The sequence below is a fragment of the Pseudomonas sp. B22(2017) genome, from assembly GCF_002113105.1.
In the GTDB taxonomy this organism is placed as follows: Bacteria; Pseudomonadota; Gammaproteobacteria; order Pseudomonadales; family Pseudomonadaceae; genus Aquipseudomonas; species Aquipseudomonas asiatica.
The window spans coordinates 64,692-81,780 of the sequence record NZ_NEJN01000007.1; the positions used below are offsets into that span (position 1 = coordinate 64,692).

Sequence of the window (17,089 nt, forward strand, 5' to 3'; positions counted from 1 at the left end):
GAAGATTTATTCATATAAAATTGCAATAACCTAATTAAATAATCTAACAGGCTCACAGGTGAACGTTGGAAATGGCGGCGTAAAACTCCATTAAGGCCAATGAATACAGGGCTTTAACCGAGTTCCAGAATCATTTCGGATAAGGGAAGCACGAATTAGGCGAAAGTGATATTTGGCGACAGAATATTGTCACTTTGGCTTGTGCAGGGTTTTCTGGCTGAGGATATACAGGCTTACCAGGACGGCACTGGACAACATGAAGATGCGTGCCCAGAACAGGGGCACCAGATAGCACGACAGGCCGATGCTGGCCCACATCAGGCCGATGGCGTAGACCTTGCCCTTGAGGGGGATACCTTCACCACTGAGGTAGTCACGGATCCATGGCCCGAGCTTGGGGTGATGAACCAGCCAGTGGTGAAAGCGCGGCGAACTGCGGGCAAAGCAGGCAGCCGCCAATAGCAGGAACGGGGTGGTGGGCAATACCGGCAGGAATATCCCCAACACCCCCAACGCGACGCTGAGCCAGCCGGTGGCCAGCAGCAGGTAGCGCACAGGCGACTTAGTGGTGACGTGGCTTGAGCAGTGCCGGCTTTTCGTCAGGGGCATGCAGCAGCAGGAACAGCGCCGTCAGTGCTTCGGGGATCTGTACGATCATGTCGTCCTGCAGGTTGGCGTTGCTGGCGATGTCGGCGAACTCCGGCTGCTCGTCGAACAGGCCCGAGCCGACCATGATCGGCAGCAGCATCTCGCTGACTTCTTCCTCGGCGTTTTCGAACCAGGCCTCTTCACGCAGGAATACGCCTTCCATGAAGCCGATGCACCAGCCGCGCAGGTCGGAATCGTCCGGCTCTTCGGTCAGGTCGAGGTCGCACGGCAGCTCGAATTCATCGTCGCTGGCCAGCTGGCGGGCGATGTGTGCCTTGAGCGCTACCAGGGTGGCCTCGATCTCGGTGCGCTGAGCGTCGCTGGCGTAGTGCGGCTCTTCGGCGAACAGGGCGTCGATCCATTCGCGCTCGGGCACTTCCTCGGCATTGATCGACAGGGCGGTGAGGTAGCCGTGGGCGGCGACATAGTCCAGCGCTTCTTCGTGCAGCTCGTCGGCGTCGAGGAAGGCTTGCAGGCGGGTCAGTTGCTCGGCGAAGGACATTACAGGGCTACCTTGGGGAATAAACGATAACGAATTCTAGCACCTTGCGACGGCAGCGGGGTAAAGGGAACGTCTATCGCCGTGGTGCCCTGCGCGGGGCGGTGCTGCGGTATACTCCGCGATTTTTCATCCAGGGGCAGGATTTGCCGGCCGCCTGGCAAAAACCGCTTACGCATTTGGCGTGTGCGGGGCGGGTTTTTCGTCCAGCCTGTATCCGGGATGGTACGGCGATTTGTGGAGTTGCACATGCTCGAACAGGCTCAGCGCGTTCTCAAGGACGTCTTTGGCTACGACAGTTTCCGCGGGCGCCAGGCAGCGATCATCGACTGCGTGGCTAATGGCGGCGATGCCCTGGTGCTGATGCCCACCGGCGGCGGCAAGTCGCTGTGTTTCCAGGTGCCGGGGCTGCTGCGTCCGGGCCTGACAGTGGTGGTCTCGCCACTGATCGCGCTGATGGACGACCAGGTCGCCACGCTCGACGAACTGGGTGTGCCGGCTGCCGCGCTGAACTCCACGCTGACCCCCGAGCAGCAGCGTGACCTGGCCGGGCGCCTGCGCCGTGGCGAAGTGAAGATGCTGTACCTGGCACCGGAACGCCTGGTGCAGCCGCGCATGCTCGACTTCCTGCGTGATCTGGATATCTCGCTGTTCGCCATCGACGAGGCCCACTGCGTGTCGCAATGGGGTCACGATTTCCGCCCCGAATACCTGCAACTGGGCCAGTTGGCCGAGCTGTTCCCGCATGTGCCGCGCATAGCGCTGACCGCCACCGCCGACATGCGCACCCGTGAAGAGATCGTCCAGCGCCTGCACCTGCAAGGCGCCGAACGCTTCCTGTCGAGTTTCGACCGGCCCAACATCTTCTACCGCATCGTGCCCAAGGAGGCGCCGCGCAAGCAGCTGATGGCCTTCCTCGGCGAACGCCGCGGCAACGCCGGTATCGTTTATTGCCTGTCACGCAAGAAGGTCGACGAAACCGCTGCCTTCCTCTGTGACCAGGGCTTCCCGGCGCTGCCGTATCATGCCGGCCTGGCAGCCGAGACGCGCGCGGCCAACCAGCACCGTTTCCTCAACGAGGAAGGGCTGATCATGGTCGCCACCATTGCCTTCGGCATGGGCATCGACAAGCCGAACGTGCGTTTTGTTGCCCACCTTGACCTGCCCAAGTCGCTCGAGGCGTACTACCAGGAGACCGGCCGTGCCGGCCGTGACGGGCTGCCGTCCGATGCCTGGATGGCCTACGGGCTGCAGGACATGGTCATGCTTAAGCAGATGCTGCAGAACTCCGAAGGGGACGAGCGCCACAAGCGCATCGAGCAGCACAAGCTCGATGCCATGCTGGCCCTGTGCGAAGAAACCCGCTGCCGCCGCCAGTCACTGCTGGCCTATTTCGACGAAACCCTCGAGCAACCGTGCGGGCACTGTGACAACTGTGTCGACCAGGTGCAGACCTGGGATGCCACCGAGCCTGCCCGTCAGGCGCTGTCGGCGGTGTTCCGCACCGGCCAGCGCTACGGCGTCGGGCACCTGGTCGACGTGCTGCTGGGCAAGGACACCGAAAAGGTGCGCAATTTCGGCCACGAAAAACTCTCGGTTTTTGGCGTCGGCAAGGGGCTGGCCGAGGTCGAGTGGCGTTCGCTGTTCCGTCAGCTGGTGGCGCGCGGCCTGGTCGATATCGACCTGGAAGGCTACGGTGGCCTGCGCCTCTCCGACAGCTGCCGGCCGCTGCTGCGGGGCGAGGTGACCTTGCAGCTGCGCCGTGACCTCAAGCCGCAGACCACCGCCAGGACGTCGTCGTCCAGTGGCGGCAGCCCGGCCAGCCAGCTGGTGCGTGCCGAAGAGCGCGAGCTGTGGGAAGCACTGCGTACCCTGCGGCGCAAGCTGGCCGAGGAGCACAGCGTGCCGCCCTATGTCATCTTCCCCGACTCGACGCTGCTGGAGATGCTGCGCAGCCAGCCGGTCAGCCTCAGCGACATGGCCCAGGTCAGCGGCGTGGGTGCGCGCAAGCTGGAGCGTTATGGCCAGGCCTTCCTCGAGGTGCTGAACAATAGCGGTGGCACCGACGAAGCACCGAAAGTGGTGCTCGACCTGCGCCACGAACTGGTCAGCCTGGCACGCGCCGGCATGACCCCGGCGCAGATCGCCGGCCAGCTCAACTGCAGCGAGAAGAACGTCTACAGCCTGCTGGCCGAGGCGCTGGGCCGCCAGGAACTGAGCCTCGAGCAGGCCCTGGACCTGCCGGAAGACCTGTTGATGGAAGTGCAGGATGCCTTCCTCGATGGCGAGGGCGAGCTGCCACCGGTGTCTGCGATCGTGCCGCTGTTCGGGGGACGGGTGCCGGAGGGCGTGCTGTACTGCGTGCGGGCTGCGCTGGCGGCCGAGTTCGAGTTGTAAGTGGTGACAGGATCGAAGGCAGAACTGCCATCTGCTGACCTTTGTCATGTTTTTTGACGATTATCGAATATTCCAGGGTGCCCGAGCCTTGCCTCGTGGGGCGGGCCATGGTTAGCTGCCTAATAATTAGATCTATTCAATGAGTTGCTTATGCCCCTGACCGACAACCAACACCGCTTCGGCATGCAGCTGGCCCAGATGTCCCGGGGTTGGCGTGCCGAGCTGGACCGCCGCCTGGCCGGGCTCAACCTTTCACAGGCGCGCTGGCTGGTGTTGCTGCACCTGGCCCGTTTCGAAGAGGCCCCGACCCAGCGTGAGCTGGCCCAGAGCGTGGGCGTCGAAGGCCCGACCCTGGCACGCCTGCTCGATAGCCTGGAAGCGCAGGGGCTGGTACGCCGGCAGGCGGTGCTGGAGGACCGGCGGGCGAAGAAGATAGTGCTGTGCCCGCCGGCCAAGCCGCTGATCGACCAGATCGAGACCATTGCCAATCAACTGCGGGTAGAGCTGTTCACCGGGGTGGATGAGGCGGAGCTGCAGGTGTGCATGCGGGTGCATGCCAAGATTCTGGCCAACCTGGAGAAATCCTGATCAACCTGCACCCGCGATCGTTGTAGGAGCAGCCTTGTGCTGCGAAGAGGTCATTCCAGGCACAGAACATCTTCTGTCAAACCTGCCTCTTCGCAGCACAAGGCTGCTCCTACAGGTTCAGTGCAGGCCCTAGAAGGTATGCCCAAGGTTCAGGTACACCGCCTGCTCATGCGCACTGTTGGCACCATAAGTGAAGTTCAAGGGCCCCAGCGGCGTCTCCAGCCCCAGGAAGATGCTCGCCGCATTGATGTACCCACTGTCGAACTCGTTGTCGTTGTTCCACGCCCGCCCTCGCTCCAGCGACCCGCCGATGTACAGCGGGAAGTCCAGCGGTACGTAGGCCCGTGGCGTCAGGCGGCGGTAGTAGACCATGCGCATCAGGCTCACGTTCTGCCCCGACACCGAGTCCTGGCGGAAGCCTGACAGCTCCCGCGCGCCACCCAGCACGAAGCTCGACGTCACCACCTCGGTATCATCCAGCGTGCGCCCGTAGCGCCCACCCAGCACGAAGGTGTTCGGCCCGCTGCTGATGGCCTTGTCCAGGTTGAACATCCACTGCCGGTAATCCTGGTCGGAATCCAGCGACTGGTCGTACTTGCGCAAGGTCAGGCCGATATCCTCGCCACTGTGCGGGAAGTACACGTTGTCCAGGGTGTCGAACGAGTACTTCAGCTCGTAGAAACCTTCGTTGAAACTGACCTTGGGCAGGTCCTGGTCGCCGATGCGCACCTCGGCCTCGCCCCAGGCCTTGCCCACGCCCAGGCGCACTTCACCGTTGGTACCGATCTGCCGCCCCACGTTAAGGCCAAAACCGTAACGCTCCAGGCGGTACTCGGCCACCGGGTCGTTGTCCAGGGTGGCTTCGATGTTCTGCGAGCTGAAGTCCAGGTACGGTGCGATGAAATAGCGCGAGCCCACGTCCAGCGGCTGGTAGAACTCGCTGTACAACTCCTGCTGGTCGCCGATCTGGCCACGGGTCAGCCATTCGGCGCCGAGGCTGTTGATGCCGTTTACCCGGTAGCTGGCGCCCAGATTGAAGGCGCTGTCGCCGCGCAGGTCGTCCGACAGGTTCAGGCCCAGGCGCAGGTAGTCGGTGCCACCGCGTCGGCCGCGGGCGTTGATCACCAGGGTGTTGTCGTCGCCCTTGTGCACCACGCGGTACTGCACCCGGTCGAAGTAGTCCAGGCCGTACAGCGTGCCCATGTCGGTCTGCAGGCGACCTAGCTCCAGCGGTGCACCGATCGGCTGGCGGATGTACGAGCGGATGACCTCGTCGCTGACCTTGGAGTCGTTTTCGATCCTGATCGCGGTGATCGTCGGCGTGCGTTGGCGTGGCGAGCGGGCCACGGCCAGGCTGCTGTCACCTTCGGGCTGGCGCAGGGCGACAAGGCGCGGGTCGAGCAGGCGGGTGGCGCGGTAGCCGGCCTCGATCATTTCCCGGGCGCGGCCAAAATCGGTGACGCCGAAGGCGGTCAGCGGTGGCTGGATGAGGATGTCGTCGCGGTGCAGGCTGGCCAGTTGTTCTTCCGAGTTGCGCCGGGTCATCAGGGTGATCGACTGGTTGAGCACGTCGACTACCGTGGCCAGCTGCTTGCGGTCACGCAGCGGCGTACCGATGTCGACCACGATGGCCAGGTCCACACCCATTTCGCGGGCGACGTCCACCGGGATGTTGTCGACCATGCCGCCGTCCACCAGCAGCCGGCCGTCCAGCTCGACCGGGGCAAACACCGCCGGGATCGACATGCTGGCGCGGATCACCTGGGGCAGGTGACCACGGCGGAACACCACCTTTTCGCCACTGGCAATGTCGGTGGCCACGGCGCGGAAGGGGATTGGCAGCTTGTCGAAGTCACGGGTGTCGGCGGTGTGCGCCAGCTTGCTTTCCAGCAGCAGCGCCAGGTTCTGGCCCTGAATCACCCCCAGCGGCAGGCCCAGGCTGCCGTCGTCGCGAAAGCTGAGCTTCTGTTTGACCAGAAAGTCGCGGTCATCCTGCTTGCGCCGGAACGGCACGTCCTTGCGCGGCGGGGCATCGGACAGCGCCTGTTGCCAGTCGAGGGTGGTGGCAAGCTTTTCCAGCTCTTCGACGCTGTAGCCAGAGGCATACAGGCCGCCTATCACCGCCCCCATGCTGGTGCCTGCGATAGCGTCGATGCGTACCCCCTGTTCCTCCAGGGCCTTGAGCACACCGATATGGGCCAGGCCGCGGGCCGCGCCCCCCGACAGCACCAGGCCAACCTTGGGCCTGGCCGGTTCGGCGGCGAATGCTGTGAAGGAGGAGAGGGTGAGCAGGAAACAGAACAGCAAACGGCGCATCGTGAGTCTCAAACCGTGGGCTAAAGACCGCTAGTATAAGCGGCCACTCATCTGGAGATGCCTCACCATGGCCGACAGCAAACCGGAAATTGTCATCACGTATTGCACCCAGTGCCAATGGCTGCTGAGGGCCGCCTGGCTGGCCCAGGAACTGCTCAGCACCTTTGCCGACGACCTCGGCCGAGTGGCCCTGGAGCCTGGCACCGGCGGTATCTTCCGCATTACCTGCAATGGCGTGCAGATCTGGGAGCGCAAAGCCGACGGTGGCTTCCCCGAAGCCAAGGTGCTGAAGCAGCGGGTGCGCGACCAGATCGACCCGCAGCGTGACCTGGGCCATAACGACCGCTGAATCAGGCGCTTTCGGCCAGAGGCCGCTGCCTGGGCGGTTGTTCGGCGGCCAGGCGGCTCGAAAGCACGATGGCGAAGATGATCAGTGCACCGCCCAGCAACATGCGCAGGGTGGGGGTTTCGGCGAACACCATCCAGGCCACGGCGATGCCGTAGACCGGTTCCATGCCGAACACCACGGCGGCGGTACGCGCCTTGATCACCGACAGGCTGGCGACGAACAGGCTGTGCGCCACGCCGGTGCAGAAGATGCCGAGCAGGGCGATCCACAGCCAGTCCATGGTGGCTACGCCGGCCAGGTCCGGTGCCGCGAACGGCAGCAGGCACAGGCCCACCACCAGGTTCTGCCACAGCGCCGCCTGCACTGCAGGCAGGCGGCCGGAGCCGGCGCGGTTGGTGAGTGACAGCAGGGAGAACAGCAGCCCCGACAGCAATGACCAGAGCAGGCCACCGGTGGCTTCACTCGCCAGGTCGAATGCCGGCGTGACCAGTACCAGGCCGATGCTGACCAGCAGTACCAGCAAAGCCTCATTGCGGCGGATGCGTTCGCGGAACAGCAGGCCCTCGAGGATCACGGTAAAGGCCGGGAAGCTGGCGAAACCGAGGGTGGCGATGGCCACGCCGGCAACCTTTACCGCGATGAAGAAGCTGACCCAGTGGCCGGCCAGCAGCACGCCACCGAGCAGCAGGCGGCGAGTGTCCTGGCCGCTCAGGCGTTGCCAGCCCGGGCCGGCCAGGCTGGCGAACAGGGCCAGGGCGAGCACGGCGAAGGCGGCGCGGCCGAAGACGATGATCGCCGGGCTGGCGCTGGTGGCCAGTTTGCCGAAGACGCCGGTGAGGCCGAAGAACAGCGCGCCGATGTGCAGGGCGCCGAGGGCGGTGCGGTGGTTCATGGGTGGTCCTTGCTCAAGATCTCTACTGGCTGTGCCGGCCTCTTCGCGGGTAAACCCGCACAGCTACTGCACCGCTTTCGAAGCCTTTGCAGTACCTGTGGGAGCGGGTTTACCCGCGAAAGGGCCGGCACAGGCCAAGTGTATAGGCTCAGGAGAATGCATTCTGTCGCAAGGCTAGTGTGGTTTGTCGCCAGACTCTCGCCGCAAAGCCAGCGGCGTACACCCGAACGCCCGCAACATCGCCGCCGAAAACGCACTTTGCGAGCTGTACCCCACCTGCGCCGCAATCTCCCCCATCGGTAGCAAGGTCTGCATCACCAGCCGTCGCGCCTTGAGCAAGCGCCGCTGGCGAATGTAGTCCATCGGCGTCATCCCGCATTCCGCAGTAAAGCGCGCATGCAGGCGGGCGCTGGACAACCCGGCGATGCGCGCCAGGTCAGCCACTTGCAGCGGGTAGGCGGCATGCCGCTCGATATGTGCGTCGAAGGCGGCATAGGGCAGACGCTGGCTGGCTGTGACGCTGGCGGCCGCCGTGGGGTTGAGGCTGGCCAGCAGCAGCGCTGCCCCTTGTCGGGCAATCAGCGGGTCGTGCATGGGGCTGGTCGCCAGCCAGTCCACCAACTGTTGCTGGCGCTCATCCAGGCCCAGGGCGGCGGGGCGGTCGAGCAGGCGGCGGCTGGCATCTGCATGTTCGCCCAGTTGCTCGCGCAACCAATGGTCCCCTGGTACATCCAGCACCAGGCAATCGCTGCCGCCATCGCTGGCGCAGGTGTGATGGGCGCCCGCCGGTACCACGATCAACCCCTGTCGATCGATCCCGGCGCCATGCCCCTGCACCTCGAAGTCCAGACGACCGCGCAGGCCGAACACCAGTTGCGGGTGTTCGTGGCTGTGGGCGATCAGGCTGTCGCGGTAATGGCGCAGCGAGAGGATCGGGCCGGCGGTCATGGGGAGAGTCGTCCTCGCAGGGCAGAACCGCATTGTGCCTCAATCCCCGCAGTCCATCACTCGTAACGGTTTTGCCACCGATCTGTCATCCGCGCCTGCCAGTCTCCAGCAAACTGCGTCGGAGCCTGCCCATGACCCATGCCGAACTGTCACGTCCCTCGCGCAAGCAACGCGTGCGTACCCTGTGGATTTCCGATGTGCACCTGGGCACCCGCGACTGCCAGGCCGAACACCTGTCGCAGTTCCTCAAGGGCTACCAGGCCGACCGTATCTACCTGGTGGGCGATATCATCGATGGCTGGAAGCTGCGCGGTGGTATCTACTGGCCTCAAGCCCACACCAACGTGATTCGCCGCCTGTTGACCATGAGCAAGCGGGGCACCGAGGTGATCTACGTCACCGGCAACCATGACGAATTCCTGCGCCGTTACTCCAGGCTGATACTCGGCAACATCCAACTGGTGGACGAGGCCGAGCACCTTACCGCCGATGGCCGCCGCCTGCTGGTGATCCATGGCGACCAGTTCGACGTGATTACCCGTTACCACCGCTGGCTGGCGTTCCTCGGTGACCGTGCCTACGAGTTCACTCTGGTGCTCAACCGCTGGCTCAACCACTGGCGTGCCCGCTATGGATACGGCTATTGGTCACTGTCGGCGTACCTGAAGCACAAGGTCAAAGGTGCGGTGAACTTCATCAGCGACTTCGAAGATGCCATTGCCCACGAGTGCACCCGCCGCGGTTTTCATGGGGTGGTGTGTGGGCATATCCACCATGCCGAGATTCGCCAGGTGGGGGAGGTGGAGTACCTCAATTGCGGGGATTGGGTGGAGTCGTGCACGGCGTTGATCGAGCATTGGGATGGCACGATCGAGCTTTATCGGCTGGCGGAAGCACAGGCGCGAGAGGTGAAGGCAGCAGCGGCGGTGCGCGAACCGGCTTAGGGCTTGATAGCCCAGGGGCTGCAAAGCAGCCCCAAAAGATCTACAGGCTGATCTTGCCCAGCAGGATATCCCTGAACATCACGAAATCCCCGATCAGGCTATACAGCGGATGGGTAAAGGTTGCAGGCCGGTTCTTTTCGAAAAAGAAATGCCCGACCCAGGCAAAGCCGTAGCCGAACACGGGCAAGGCCAGCAGCAACAACCATTTGCCACTGCCGATGGTGTAGGCCAGCAGGGCTATCACCAGGCTGGTGCCGACGAAGTGCAGGCGGCGGCAGGTGGGGTTGCTGTGCTCCCCCAGGTAGTAAGGGTAGAACTCGGCAAAACTGCGAAACTGCGCTGTGCGGTTCATGACAGTGCTCCGGGATTAACACTTCTGGACAAGATGCACGGCGTGGAGCCTGATTCGAGTCTAGAGTGACTGGCGAAGCCTATCAGTGACAATAGGCGCCAATTGAATATCCTTGGGGTTCACCGCAGGAGCGGTCAGCATAAGAAGCCTGTCATGAGCGAAAGAACCACGTCAGCCAGCTGGGCATCAGGGATCGTGAAGGCACTCGAACTGGAAGGGCTGGACTGCCGGGCCATGTTCAAGCAGCTGGGGCTGGATTTCGCTGCCCTCGACGACCCCGACGCGCGCTTCCCCCAGGACTCCATGACCCGGCTGTGGCAACTGGCGGTAGAGCTGTCGGGCAACGAGGCCATAGGCCTGAACATGGCGCGGGTGGTGCGCCCGGCATCGTTCCATGTGGTGGGTTATGCGTTGATGTCCAGCCGCACCCTGGCCGAAGGCTTCGAGCGCCTGGTGCGTTACCAGCGCATCATTGCCGAAAGCTCCGACCTCAGCTTCGTCCTCGGCCCCGAGGGCTATTCGCTGATCCTGACCGTACACGGCGACCACTTGCCACCGACCCGGCACAGCGCCGAAGCATCGCTGGCCTGCGCGCTGGCGCTGTGCAGCTGGCTGAGCGGTCGCCCGGTGCAACCGCGCCGGGTGCTGGTGCAAGGGCCGCAGCCAAAGAATATCGAACCCTACAAGGTGGCGTTCCATTCGCCGCTGGTGTTCGGTGCGCCGCACGATGCGTTGGTGTTCGAGCGCGCCGACATGGAGGCACCGCTGCCCACCGCCAATGAAGCCATGGCGATACTGCATGACCGTTTTGCCGGCGAATACCTGGCGCGTTTCTCGGAAAGCCGGGTCACCCACCGGGTGCGCCAGGTACTGTGCCGCATCCTGCCGCAGGGCGAGCCCAAGCGCGAAACCCTGGCCCAGGCCCTGCACCTGTCGCAGCGCACCTTGCAGCGGCGGCTGCAGGAGGAGGGCACCAGCTTCCAGACCCTGCTTGACGACACCCGCCGCGAACTGGCCGAACAGTACCTGGCGCAGCCGGGCATGACCCTGCTGGAAACCGCTTACCTGCTGGGTTTTGCCGACCCCAGCAATTTCTACCGTGCGTTTCGCCGCTGGTTCCATGTCACGCCCAGTGAGTACCGCGCCCGCCTGGGCGCCGAGCCGGAGGTGGTCAATGGCGCCAGAACGCCGGCATGCACAACACTAGCACGGTGATGATTTCCAATCGGCCGAGCAACATGCCGCTGGCGAGAATCCACTTGGCAGCATCCGGCAGCGTGGCGTAGTTGCCCGATGGGCCGATCACTTCACCCAGGCCCGGCCCCACACCCGAAACCGTACCCGCAGCGCCGGTCAGGGCGGTCATCCAGTCCACGCCAAGCAAAGACAGCAGCAGCGCCATGACGCAGATGGTGATGGCGAAGAAGAACGAGAAGGTCAGGATCGAACGCACGATTTCTTCGTCAAGGCGGTGGCCGTTGTACTTCTGCTTGATCACCGCACGTGGGTGGATCAGCTGATTGAGGCTGGCCTTGAGCAGGATGTAGGCGACCTGGAAGCGGAAGATCTTGATACCACCAGCCGTCGAGCCGGAGCAGCCACCGACGAAGCCCAGGTAGAAGAACAGCATCAGCGAGAAGTTGCCCCACAGGCTGTAGTCACCCAGGGCGAAGCCGGTGGTGGTGACCACCGAGGTCACGTTCAGCGCCACGTGGCGCAGGGCGTCGAGCCAGTGCAGGTTGGTGGTGGCCCAGTACCAGGTGCCGAGCACCAGCCAGGTAACCACCAGCATGCCCAGCAAACCCTGCACCTGCTGGTCGCGGATCAGTGCCTTGCGGTTGCCGCGCAGGGTCGCCACGTAAAGGGTGAAGGGCAGGCTGCCGAGGATCATTACCACCACCGCGACCCAGTGCACGGCCGGGATATCCCACTTGGCCAGCGACTGGTCGGAGGTGGAAAACCCGCCAGTGGAAATCGCCGACATGGCGTGGTTGATCGCATCGAACGGGCTCATGCCGGCCCACCAGAAGCCCAGCGCGCCCAGGATCGAGAAGCCGACGTATACCCCCACGATCGACTTGGCGACCATGTGCGAGCGCGGCATTACCTTCTCCGAGCGGTCGGATGATTCGGTCTGGAACAGGCGCATGCCACCGATGCGCAGCAGCGGCAGGATCGCTACCGCCATGCCGATGAAGCCGATGCCGCCGAGCCAGTGCAGCATCGACCGCCACATCAGGATGCCCGGTGACATGTTGTCCAGCCCGCTGAGCACCGTGGCGCCGGTGGCGGTGATGCCCGACATGCTTTCGAAGAAGGCGTCGGTGTAGCTGATGTGCTGGGTCAGCAGGAAAGGCAGGGCGGCGAACACGCACACCACCAGCCAGCTGCTGACGGTCAGCAGGTACATGTCGCGCGGGCGCAGGTGCACATGCTCGGGGCGACCCTGAAGCACCAGGGCCAGGCCGGCAATGAAGGTGATCAGGCTCGACCAGAGGAACGACGGCATGTCACGGGTGCGTTCGAAGATCACCAGGGTCGCCATGGGCACGGCCATGCTGACGGCGAGGGTAATCAGGAAGATGCCGATGATGAAACCAATGATCCTTAAGGTCGGCAACGCCATGTGATCTGCTCTGACTCTAAACGGAAGGGCGCCATTCTACCTATGGGTCTGGTGATGTAAACGCTAGAATGGCCGCACATTTACCTGCCAGGAGGGTAGCCGATGGAGGCTCTCGACGCATTGCTCAACCGTGTTTCCGTGCCACGCCTGACCGACCCGGCGCCCAATGCCGCCCAGCGCGAGGCGCTGTTCCAGGCCGCCCTGCGCGCCCCGGACCACGGCCAGCTGCGGCCGTGGCGCTTTCTCACCATCGAAGGCCAGGGCCGCGAGAAGCTGGGTGAGCTGTTCGCCGAAGCGCTGCAGCACAAGGGGGATGTCACCCAGGCAGCCCTGGACAAGGCCCGGGCCATGCCCATGCGGGCGCCGTTGCTGATCGTGGTGATTGCCAAGCTGCAGGACCACTTCAAGGTGCCCAAGTCCGAGCAGCGGCTGGCGGCGGGCTGTGCCGCGCATGGCATCCTGATTGCGGCGCATGCGCAAGGTATCGGTGCGGTATGGCGCACCGGGGACATGGCTTTCGATGCCCATGTGCACAAGGGCCTGGGGCTGGCCGCGAACGAGGAGCTGATCGGTTACCTGTATGTGGGTACGCCGCTGACCGAGCCGCGTACCGCGCCGATTCTGGAAACCGCTGATTTCGTCAGTGCCTGGGGCGAGTAACGCACCTTGGGCTGATTGCAGTATCAAGGCATCCGGCCCTTTCGCGGGTAAACCCGCTCCCACAGGGTGTGGCGCAAGTTTCAGGCCTTGCGCGGTTACCTGTGGGAGCGGGTTTACCCGCGAAGAGGCCGGATGCATTTACATCAAATCAACTGCCTGTCGCTTCAGTCACAGGCAACTCCAGCCGCGCCACGAAGCCCCCCTGTGGATGGTTCTCCAGTACCAGGCTGCCACCGTGTCGCTCCGCCGCCTTGCGTGCAATCGCCAACCCCAGCCCATGCCCCGGCGCTTCCTGCCCCGGCGCACGGAAGAACGGTTCCCCCAACTGCGCAAGGTGCTCCGCCGCCGCCCCCGGCCCATGGTCACGCACGCTGATCAGGATACGGTCCTGCTCGCGCGCGGCGCTGACTTCGATCGGCTGGCCCTGCGGGTTGAAGCGCAGGGCATTGCGCAGCAGGTTGTCCACGGCACGCTCGATCAGCGTTGGCCAACCTTGCAAGGTCAACCCCGGCTGAGCCTCCAGGCGCACATCCTGCTCCGGTGCGCTGAGCTGGGCATCCTTGCGCACGCTGCCGAGCAGGGCGTTGAGGTCCACCGGCTCGGCATGGGCCTGTTCGGCATCGACCCGTGCCAGGGCGAGAATTTCGCTTATCAGGTCTTCCAGGCGGTCGCATTCGCGGGTCAGGCGTGGCCACAGCGCCTCACGCTGCTCAGGCTCGGCGCGCTCGGCCAAGGCCAGGGCAATACGCAGCCTGGCCAGCGGTGAGCGCAGTTCATGGGACACATCGCGCAGCAACTGGCGCTGGCTGCCGATGGTGCTTTGCAGGCGCGCGCCCATCTTGTTGAAGTCCTTGGCCAGCACGCCGAATTCGTCACGCCGCGCCGCCAACTGCGCCAGGCTGTTCTGCTGGTAAGTGGTCTGGCCCAGGTCGTGCACGGCGCTGCGCAGACGGCTGAGCGGGCGGGTAATGGACAGGGTCACCAGCAGGCTGAACAGGGTCAGCACCACCAGGGCAATGCCCAGCGCACTGAGCGGCCACAGCAGGCTTTCGCGGTGCCAGGCATCCAGCGCCGGGTGGGGGATGCGGTAGATCAGCAGGTACGTCTGGCCGGTGTCGGGGCTGGTGTATTCCTCGGTCAACCGGCGCCACGGCAGGCGCCGCTGGTCATTGTGCTGGCGTGCCTCGAAGGCCGCCGCACGGCGCGGGAAGGTGCCGGGCACCACGGCTTCGCCACTGTCGTCGAGGACCTGCACGTCGATCTTGTAGCGGTCCTTGCGCCGTTCCAAAAAATGCTGTGCCGAAGCCAGGCCTTCCTGTTCGTAATGCTTGGCCCACTTGCTGGCCAGGGTATTCAGGCCCGGGTGGCGGCTGAGGATCCAGGCGTCCTGGTTGAGCATGTGGCCCAGCAGGATCGACAGGCCCGCAACCAGGGTGATGGCCAGCCAGAAGCTGGCCAGGATGCGCCAGAACAGTGAACGCAAGTGCACCTCCTGCTAACAAGAAAAGCCCGGCTCGCACTGAGGCGGGCCGGGCATCGGGCGGACAGCTTACTGGGCCTTGTTGCCTTTTTCAGCTTTCCAGGCCTGGAACTCCTGCCACTCGGCTTTCTGTGCGGCGCGTTCCTTCTGCAGTTCGTCGAACTTCTTCTGCTGCTCAGGCTTGAGCAGGGCGCGGACCGCGCTGTCGGTCTTGTCGCGGTTGGCCTGCAGTTCGTCCTTCATCGCCTTCTGGTCGGCGGCCGGCAGTTTGGACAGGTAGCGCTCGGTAATGTCGCGGCGCTGTTTCATCTGCTCGCCCATCAGCTTGCCGATCTGCTGGCGCTGGTCACGGCTCAAGTCCAGCTGGTGGAAAGGCGCATCACCGCGATGATGTGGGCCGTCGTGGCGCATGCCGCCTTCAGGCATGGCCATGGCCACGGTCGGCAGGGCGGCGGCGAACATCAGGGCGATAAGGGTCTTGCGCATGGTGTCTCTCCTTTCATGGGCCGGTGGTTACCGGATGAGCACAGTCTAGGGAGATCACCGTCAAGCGCGGTCAGCGGATGGTAAAGGCTCGGTAAAGATGTTCAGAGGCAGTAGTAATAGCCACGGCTGCGCAGGGCGACGATGCGTGGCCGGCCATCGGCGTGGGGGCCGATCTTCTTGCGCAGGTTACTGACGTGCATGTCCAGGCTGCGGTCGTACAGGGTCAGCTTGCGGCCCAGGCTGATCTGCGCCAGTTCCTGCTTGTCCAGCGGCTCGCCGGGTTGGCGCAGCAGCGCTTCCAGAATGCGGCTTTCGGACAGGGTCAGGGTCATTTCACGGCCATCGATGCTGGCCACGCCACGGGCAGGGCTGTAGACCAGGTCGCCCAGCTCCACCTGGCTGGTGGTGGCGGTGGGGTGGCTACGGCGCAGCACGGCACGCAGGCGAGCGGTGAGTTCACGCGGGTCGCAAGGTTTGGCCAGGTAGTCGTCGGCGCCCAGTTCCAGGCCAAGGATACGGTCCAGCGGCTCGCCGCGGGCCGAGAGCATCAGTACCGGCAGTTCGGCATGCTCGCTGCGTAACTGCTTGAGCAGTTCCAGGCCACTGCCGTCGGGCAGCATCACGTCCAGCACCACGGCCGCCGGGGCATGCGTGGCCAAGGCCTGGCGTGCGCTCTGGCCATCGTGACAGGCGCGCACGGTAAACCCTTCCTGGGACAGCCAGCTGCCGAGCAGCTCGCACAGCTCCTGGTCATCATCTATCAGTAACAGCTCGCTCATGACTCACTCAATTCAACCATTGACGGCGGCTATTCGGCCCGCCAGTGGCAAAGATACCGCAGACTGATGGCAACAGTATAACTGCTGGTACCGCGTGGCCTTCTTCGCGGGTAAACCCGCTCCTACAGGAGCAGTGCAAGCTTGAAGCCTGCGCCGTCTCTGTGGGAGCGGGTTTATCCGCGAAGAAGCCCACGCGGTCTCAGATCAAGGCAGCACTTGCTTGAACGGCTTGACCACCACCTTGTCGTACACGCCCGCGGCAATGTAGGGGTCGGCATCGGCCCAGGCTTGCGCCGCGGCGAGGGAGTCGAACTCGGCAACGATCAGGCTACCGCTGAAACCCGCTTCGCCAGGGTCGTTGCTGTCGATGGCCGGGTGCGGGCCGGCCAGTACCACGCGGCCCTCGGCCTTCAGCTGCTGCAGGCGTTCGATGTGCGCCGGGCGGGCAGCCAGGCGCTTTTCCAGGGAGTTTGCGACGTCGCTGGCGATGATGGCGTAGAGCATGTCAATCCTTGGGTTTGGAGGTAGAAGGGTCGTCGTGCAGGTGGCGCGACAGGTACACGCCCTGCGCTACCAGGAACATCACGGTCATGCCCAGGCTGCCGAACACCTTGAAGTCGACCCAGAAGTCCTGGAAGGTGAAGGCGACGAACAGGTTGGCCGCGCCACAGAACAGGAAGAAGCCGATCCAGGCCAGGTTCAGGCGGGTCCAGATGGCATCGGGCAGGCTCAGGGCGTGGCCCATGATGCGCTTGATCAGCACCCGGTCGCCGATGAAGTGGCTGCCGGCGAAGCCCAGGGCGAACAGCCAGTTCACCACCGGTGCCTTCCACTTGAGGAAGGTTTCGCTGTGGAAGGTCAGGGTCAGGCCGCCGAACACCAGGCAGGCCACCAGGGTGAGCCACTGGCCCTTTTCCAGCTTGCGCTGGCGCAGGAACAGCGCGCCGTAGACCACCAGCGAGCTGATGATCAGCATGGCCGTGGCGCTGTAGATGCCGCCGAATTCGAAGCTGTGGCCGGCGACTTCCATGGGGCGCGGGTCGAGCTTGTAGACGATGAAGAACAGCAGCAGCGGGATGAAATCGATGAATTGTTTCACAATGGCAGCCAGAATCGGGATGTGAC

18 protein-coding genes are annotated in these 17,089 nt (G+C 64.0%); 6 read left to right on the forward strand and 12 right to left on the reverse strand.

The window, feature by feature from the left end:
• Positions 1-189 precede the first annotated feature (189 nt).
• Together CAG18_RS15970 and CAG18_RS15975 are read right to left on the reverse strand one after the other, a co-directional pair.
• Positions 190-555: a YbaN family protein gene (locus CAG18_RS15970; RefSeq protein ID WP_003259078.1), complete on the reverse strand. Its 366-nt coding sequence runs from the start codon at positions 553-555 to the stop codon at positions 190-192.
• Between the two features lie 7 nt (positions 556-562).
• Complete coding sequence (locus tag CAG18_RS15975) at positions 563-1,150, reverse strand: YecA family protein (protein ID WP_013973687.1); 588 nt, start codon at positions 1,148-1,150, stop codon at positions 563-565.
• Between the two features lie 246 nt (positions 1,151-1,396).
• On the opposite strand from CAG18_RS15975, the gene recQ reads away from it, so the two are divergent.
• Both recQ and CAG18_RS15990 read left to right on the forward strand, forming a co-directional pair.
• Positions 1,397-3,544 carry a DNA helicase RecQ gene (gene recQ / locus CAG18_RS15985; RefSeq protein ID WP_039612594.1) on the forward strand — a complete coding sequence of 716 codons (2,148 nt, stop codon included), beginning with the start codon at positions 1,397-1,399 and terminating at the stop codon, positions 3,542-3,544.
• A gap of 150 nt (positions 3,545-3,694) precedes the next feature.
• Complete coding sequence (locus CAG18_RS15990) at positions 3,695-4,132, forward strand: MarR family transcriptional regulator (RefSeq protein WP_013973685.1); 438 nt, start codon at positions 3,695-3,697, stop codon at positions 4,130-4,132.
• 129 nt (positions 4,133-4,261) lie between these two features.
• Here the strand turns inward: CAG18_RS15990 and CAG18_RS15995 are convergent, their stop codons facing one another.
• Complete coding sequence (locus tag CAG18_RS15995; RefSeq protein WP_013973684.1) at positions 4,262-6,448, reverse strand: patatin-like phospholipase family protein; 2,187 nt, start codon at positions 6,446-6,448, stop codon at positions 4,262-4,264.
• 67 nt (positions 6,449-6,515) lie between these two features.
• On the opposite strand from CAG18_RS15995, the gene CAG18_RS16000 reads away from it, so the two are divergent.
• On the forward strand, positions 6,516-6,797 hold the full coding sequence (locus CAG18_RS16000) for a SelT/SelW/SelH family protein (protein ID WP_003259082.1): 282 nt from the start codon (positions 6,516-6,518) through the stop codon (positions 6,795-6,797).
• A gap of 1 nt (position 6,798) precedes the next feature.
• Here CAG18_RS16000 and CAG18_RS16005 read toward each other — a convergent pair whose 3' ends face one another.
• Positions 6,799-7,689 (reverse strand): DMT family transporter, encoded by an 891-nt coding sequence (locus CAG18_RS16005; RefSeq protein WP_085721181.1) that lies wholly within the window; start codon positions 7,687-7,689, stop codon positions 6,799-6,801.
• A gap of 174 nt (positions 7,690-7,863) precedes the next feature.
• A complete protein-coding gene (locus tag CAG18_RS16010; protein WP_015271288.1) occupies positions 7,864-8,637 on the reverse strand; it encodes an AraC family transcriptional regulator in 774 nt (257 codons plus the stop codon).
• A gap of 131 nt (positions 8,638-8,768) precedes the next feature.
• Between CAG18_RS16010 and CAG18_RS16015 the strand changes: the two genes are divergently transcribed.
• Positions 8,769-9,581, forward strand: coding sequence for a UDP-2,3-diacylglucosamine diphosphatase (locus CAG18_RS16015; protein ID WP_039612598.1), 813 nt, complete (start codon positions 8,769-8,771; stop codon positions 9,579-9,581).
• A gap of 40 nt (positions 9,582-9,621) precedes the next feature.
• On the opposite strand, the gene CAG18_RS16020 is transcribed toward CAG18_RS16015, so the two are convergent.
• Positions 9,622-9,933, reverse strand: a complete 312-nt coding sequence (locus tag CAG18_RS16020; protein ID WP_015271286.1) for a DUF962 domain-containing protein — start codon at positions 9,931-9,933, stop codon at positions 9,622-9,624.
• A 153-nt stretch (positions 9,934-10,086) separates the two neighbouring features.
• Between CAG18_RS16020 and CAG18_RS16025 the strand changes: the two genes are divergently transcribed.
• The gene (locus CAG18_RS16025; protein WP_015271285.1) at positions 10,087-11,148 is read left to right on the forward strand and encodes an AraC family transcriptional regulator; all 1,062 of its coding nucleotides are present in this window, start codon (positions 10,087-10,089) and stop codon (positions 11,146-11,148) included.
• Here CAG18_RS16025 and CAG18_RS16030 read toward each other — a convergent pair.
• Positions 11,105-12,559: a TrkH family potassium uptake protein gene (locus CAG18_RS16030; RefSeq protein ID WP_013973677.1), complete on the reverse strand. Its 1,455-nt coding sequence runs from the start codon at positions 12,557-12,559 to the stop codon at positions 11,105-11,107. The genes CAG18_RS16025 and CAG18_RS16030 overlap by 44 nt on opposite strands.
• A 102-nt stretch (positions 12,560-12,661) precedes the next feature.
• Here CAG18_RS16030 and CAG18_RS16035 point away from each other — a divergent pair, with 102 nt between their 5' ends.
• Positions 12,662-13,219: a nitroreductase family protein gene (locus CAG18_RS16035; protein WP_085721182.1), complete on the forward strand. Its 558-nt coding sequence runs from the start codon at positions 12,662-12,664 to the stop codon at positions 13,217-13,219.
• A gap of 148 nt (positions 13,220-13,367) precedes the next feature.
• Here CAG18_RS16035 and CAG18_RS16040 read toward each other — a convergent pair whose 3' ends face one another.
• The 5 genes from CAG18_RS16040 to CAG18_RS16060 all read right to left on the reverse strand — a co-directional run bounded on the left by CAG18_RS16040 (position 13,368) and on the right by CAG18_RS16060 (position 17,063).
• On the reverse strand, positions 13,368-14,708 hold the full coding sequence (locus CAG18_RS16040) for a HAMP domain-containing sensor histidine kinase (protein ID WP_039612601.1): 1,341 nt from the start codon (positions 14,706-14,708) through the stop codon (positions 13,368-13,370).
• A gap of 60 nt (positions 14,709-14,768) precedes the next feature.
• The gene (locus CAG18_RS16045; protein WP_013973674.1) at positions 14,769-15,185 is read right to left on the reverse strand and encodes a Spy/CpxP family protein refolding chaperone; all 417 of its coding nucleotides are present in this window, start codon (positions 15,183-15,185) and stop codon (positions 14,769-14,771) included.
• 101 nt (positions 15,186-15,286) lie between these two features.
• On the reverse strand, positions 15,287-15,964 hold the full coding sequence (locus CAG18_RS16050; RefSeq protein WP_039612602.1) for a response regulator transcription factor: 678 nt from the start codon (positions 15,962-15,964) through the stop codon (positions 15,287-15,289).
• 204 nt (positions 15,965-16,168) lie between these two features.
• Entirely contained in the window at positions 16,169-16,468 is a 300-nt protein-coding gene (locus CAG18_RS16055; RefSeq protein ID WP_015271283.1) for a YciI family protein, read from the reverse strand.
• A gap of 1 nt (position 16,469) precedes the next feature.
• The gene (locus tag CAG18_RS16060) at positions 16,470-17,063 is read right to left on the reverse strand and encodes a septation protein A (protein WP_003259096.1); all 594 of its coding nucleotides are present in this window, start codon (positions 17,061-17,063) and stop codon (positions 16,470-16,472) included.
• Positions 17,064-17,089: the final 26 nt, after the last annotated feature.

Bases quoted from the DNA above. Each gene is read 5' to 3' on its own strand.
- CAG18_RS15975 (WP_013973687.1), bottom strand. From the start codon at position 1,150: ATGTCCTTCGCCGAGCAACTGACCCGCCTGCAAGCCTTCCTCGACGCC.
- recQ (WP_039612594.1), top strand. From the start codon at position 1,397: ATGCTCGAACAGGCTCAGCGCGTTCTCAAGGACGTCTTTGGCTACGAC.
- CAG18_RS15990 (WP_013973685.1), top strand. From the start codon at position 3,695: ATGCCCCTGACCGACAACCAACACCGCTTCGGCATGCAGCTGGCCCAG.
- CAG18_RS15995 (WP_013973684.1), bottom strand. From the start codon at position 6,448: ATGCGCCGTTTGCTGTTCTGTTTCCTGCTCACCCTCTCCTCCTTCACA.
- CAG18_RS16000 (WP_003259082.1), top strand. From the start codon at position 6,516: ATGGCCGACAGCAAACCGGAAATTGTCATCACGTATTGCACCCAGTGC.
- CAG18_RS16005 (WP_085721181.1), bottom strand. From the start codon at position 7,689: ATGAACCACCGCACCGCCCTCGGCGCCCTGCACATCGGCGCGCTGTTC.
- CAG18_RS16010 (WP_015271288.1), bottom strand. From the start codon at position 8,637: ATGACCGCCGGCCCGATCCTCTCGCTGCGCCATTACCGCGACAGCCTG.
- CAG18_RS16015 (WP_039612598.1), top strand. From the start codon at position 8,769: ATGACCCATGCCGAACTGTCACGTCCCTCGCGCAAGCAACGCGTGCGT.
- CAG18_RS16020 (WP_015271286.1), bottom strand. From the start codon at position 9,933: ATGAACCGCACAGCGCAGTTTCGCAGTTTTGCCGAGTTCTACCCTTAC.
- CAG18_RS16025 (WP_015271285.1), top strand. From the start codon at position 10,087: ATGAGCGAAAGAACCACGTCAGCCAGCTGGGCATCAGGGATCGTGAAG.
- CAG18_RS16030 (WP_013973677.1), bottom strand. From the start codon at position 12,559: ATGGCGTTGCCGACCTTAAGGATCATTGGTTTCATCATCGGCATCTTC.
- CAG18_RS16035 (WP_085721182.1), top strand. From the start codon at position 12,662: ATGGAGGCTCTCGACGCATTGCTCAACCGTGTTTCCGTGCCACGCCTG.
- CAG18_RS16045 (WP_013973674.1), bottom strand. From the start codon at position 15,185: ATGCGCAAGACCCTTATCGCCCTGATGTTCGCCGCCGCCCTGCCGACC.
- CAG18_RS16050 (WP_039612602.1), bottom strand. From the start codon at position 15,964: ATGAGCGAGCTGTTACTGATAGATGATGACCAGGAGCTGTGCGAGCTG.
- CAG18_RS16055 (WP_015271283.1), bottom strand. From the start codon at position 16,468: ATGCTCTACGCCATCATCGCCAGCGACGTCGCAAACTCCCTGGAAAAG.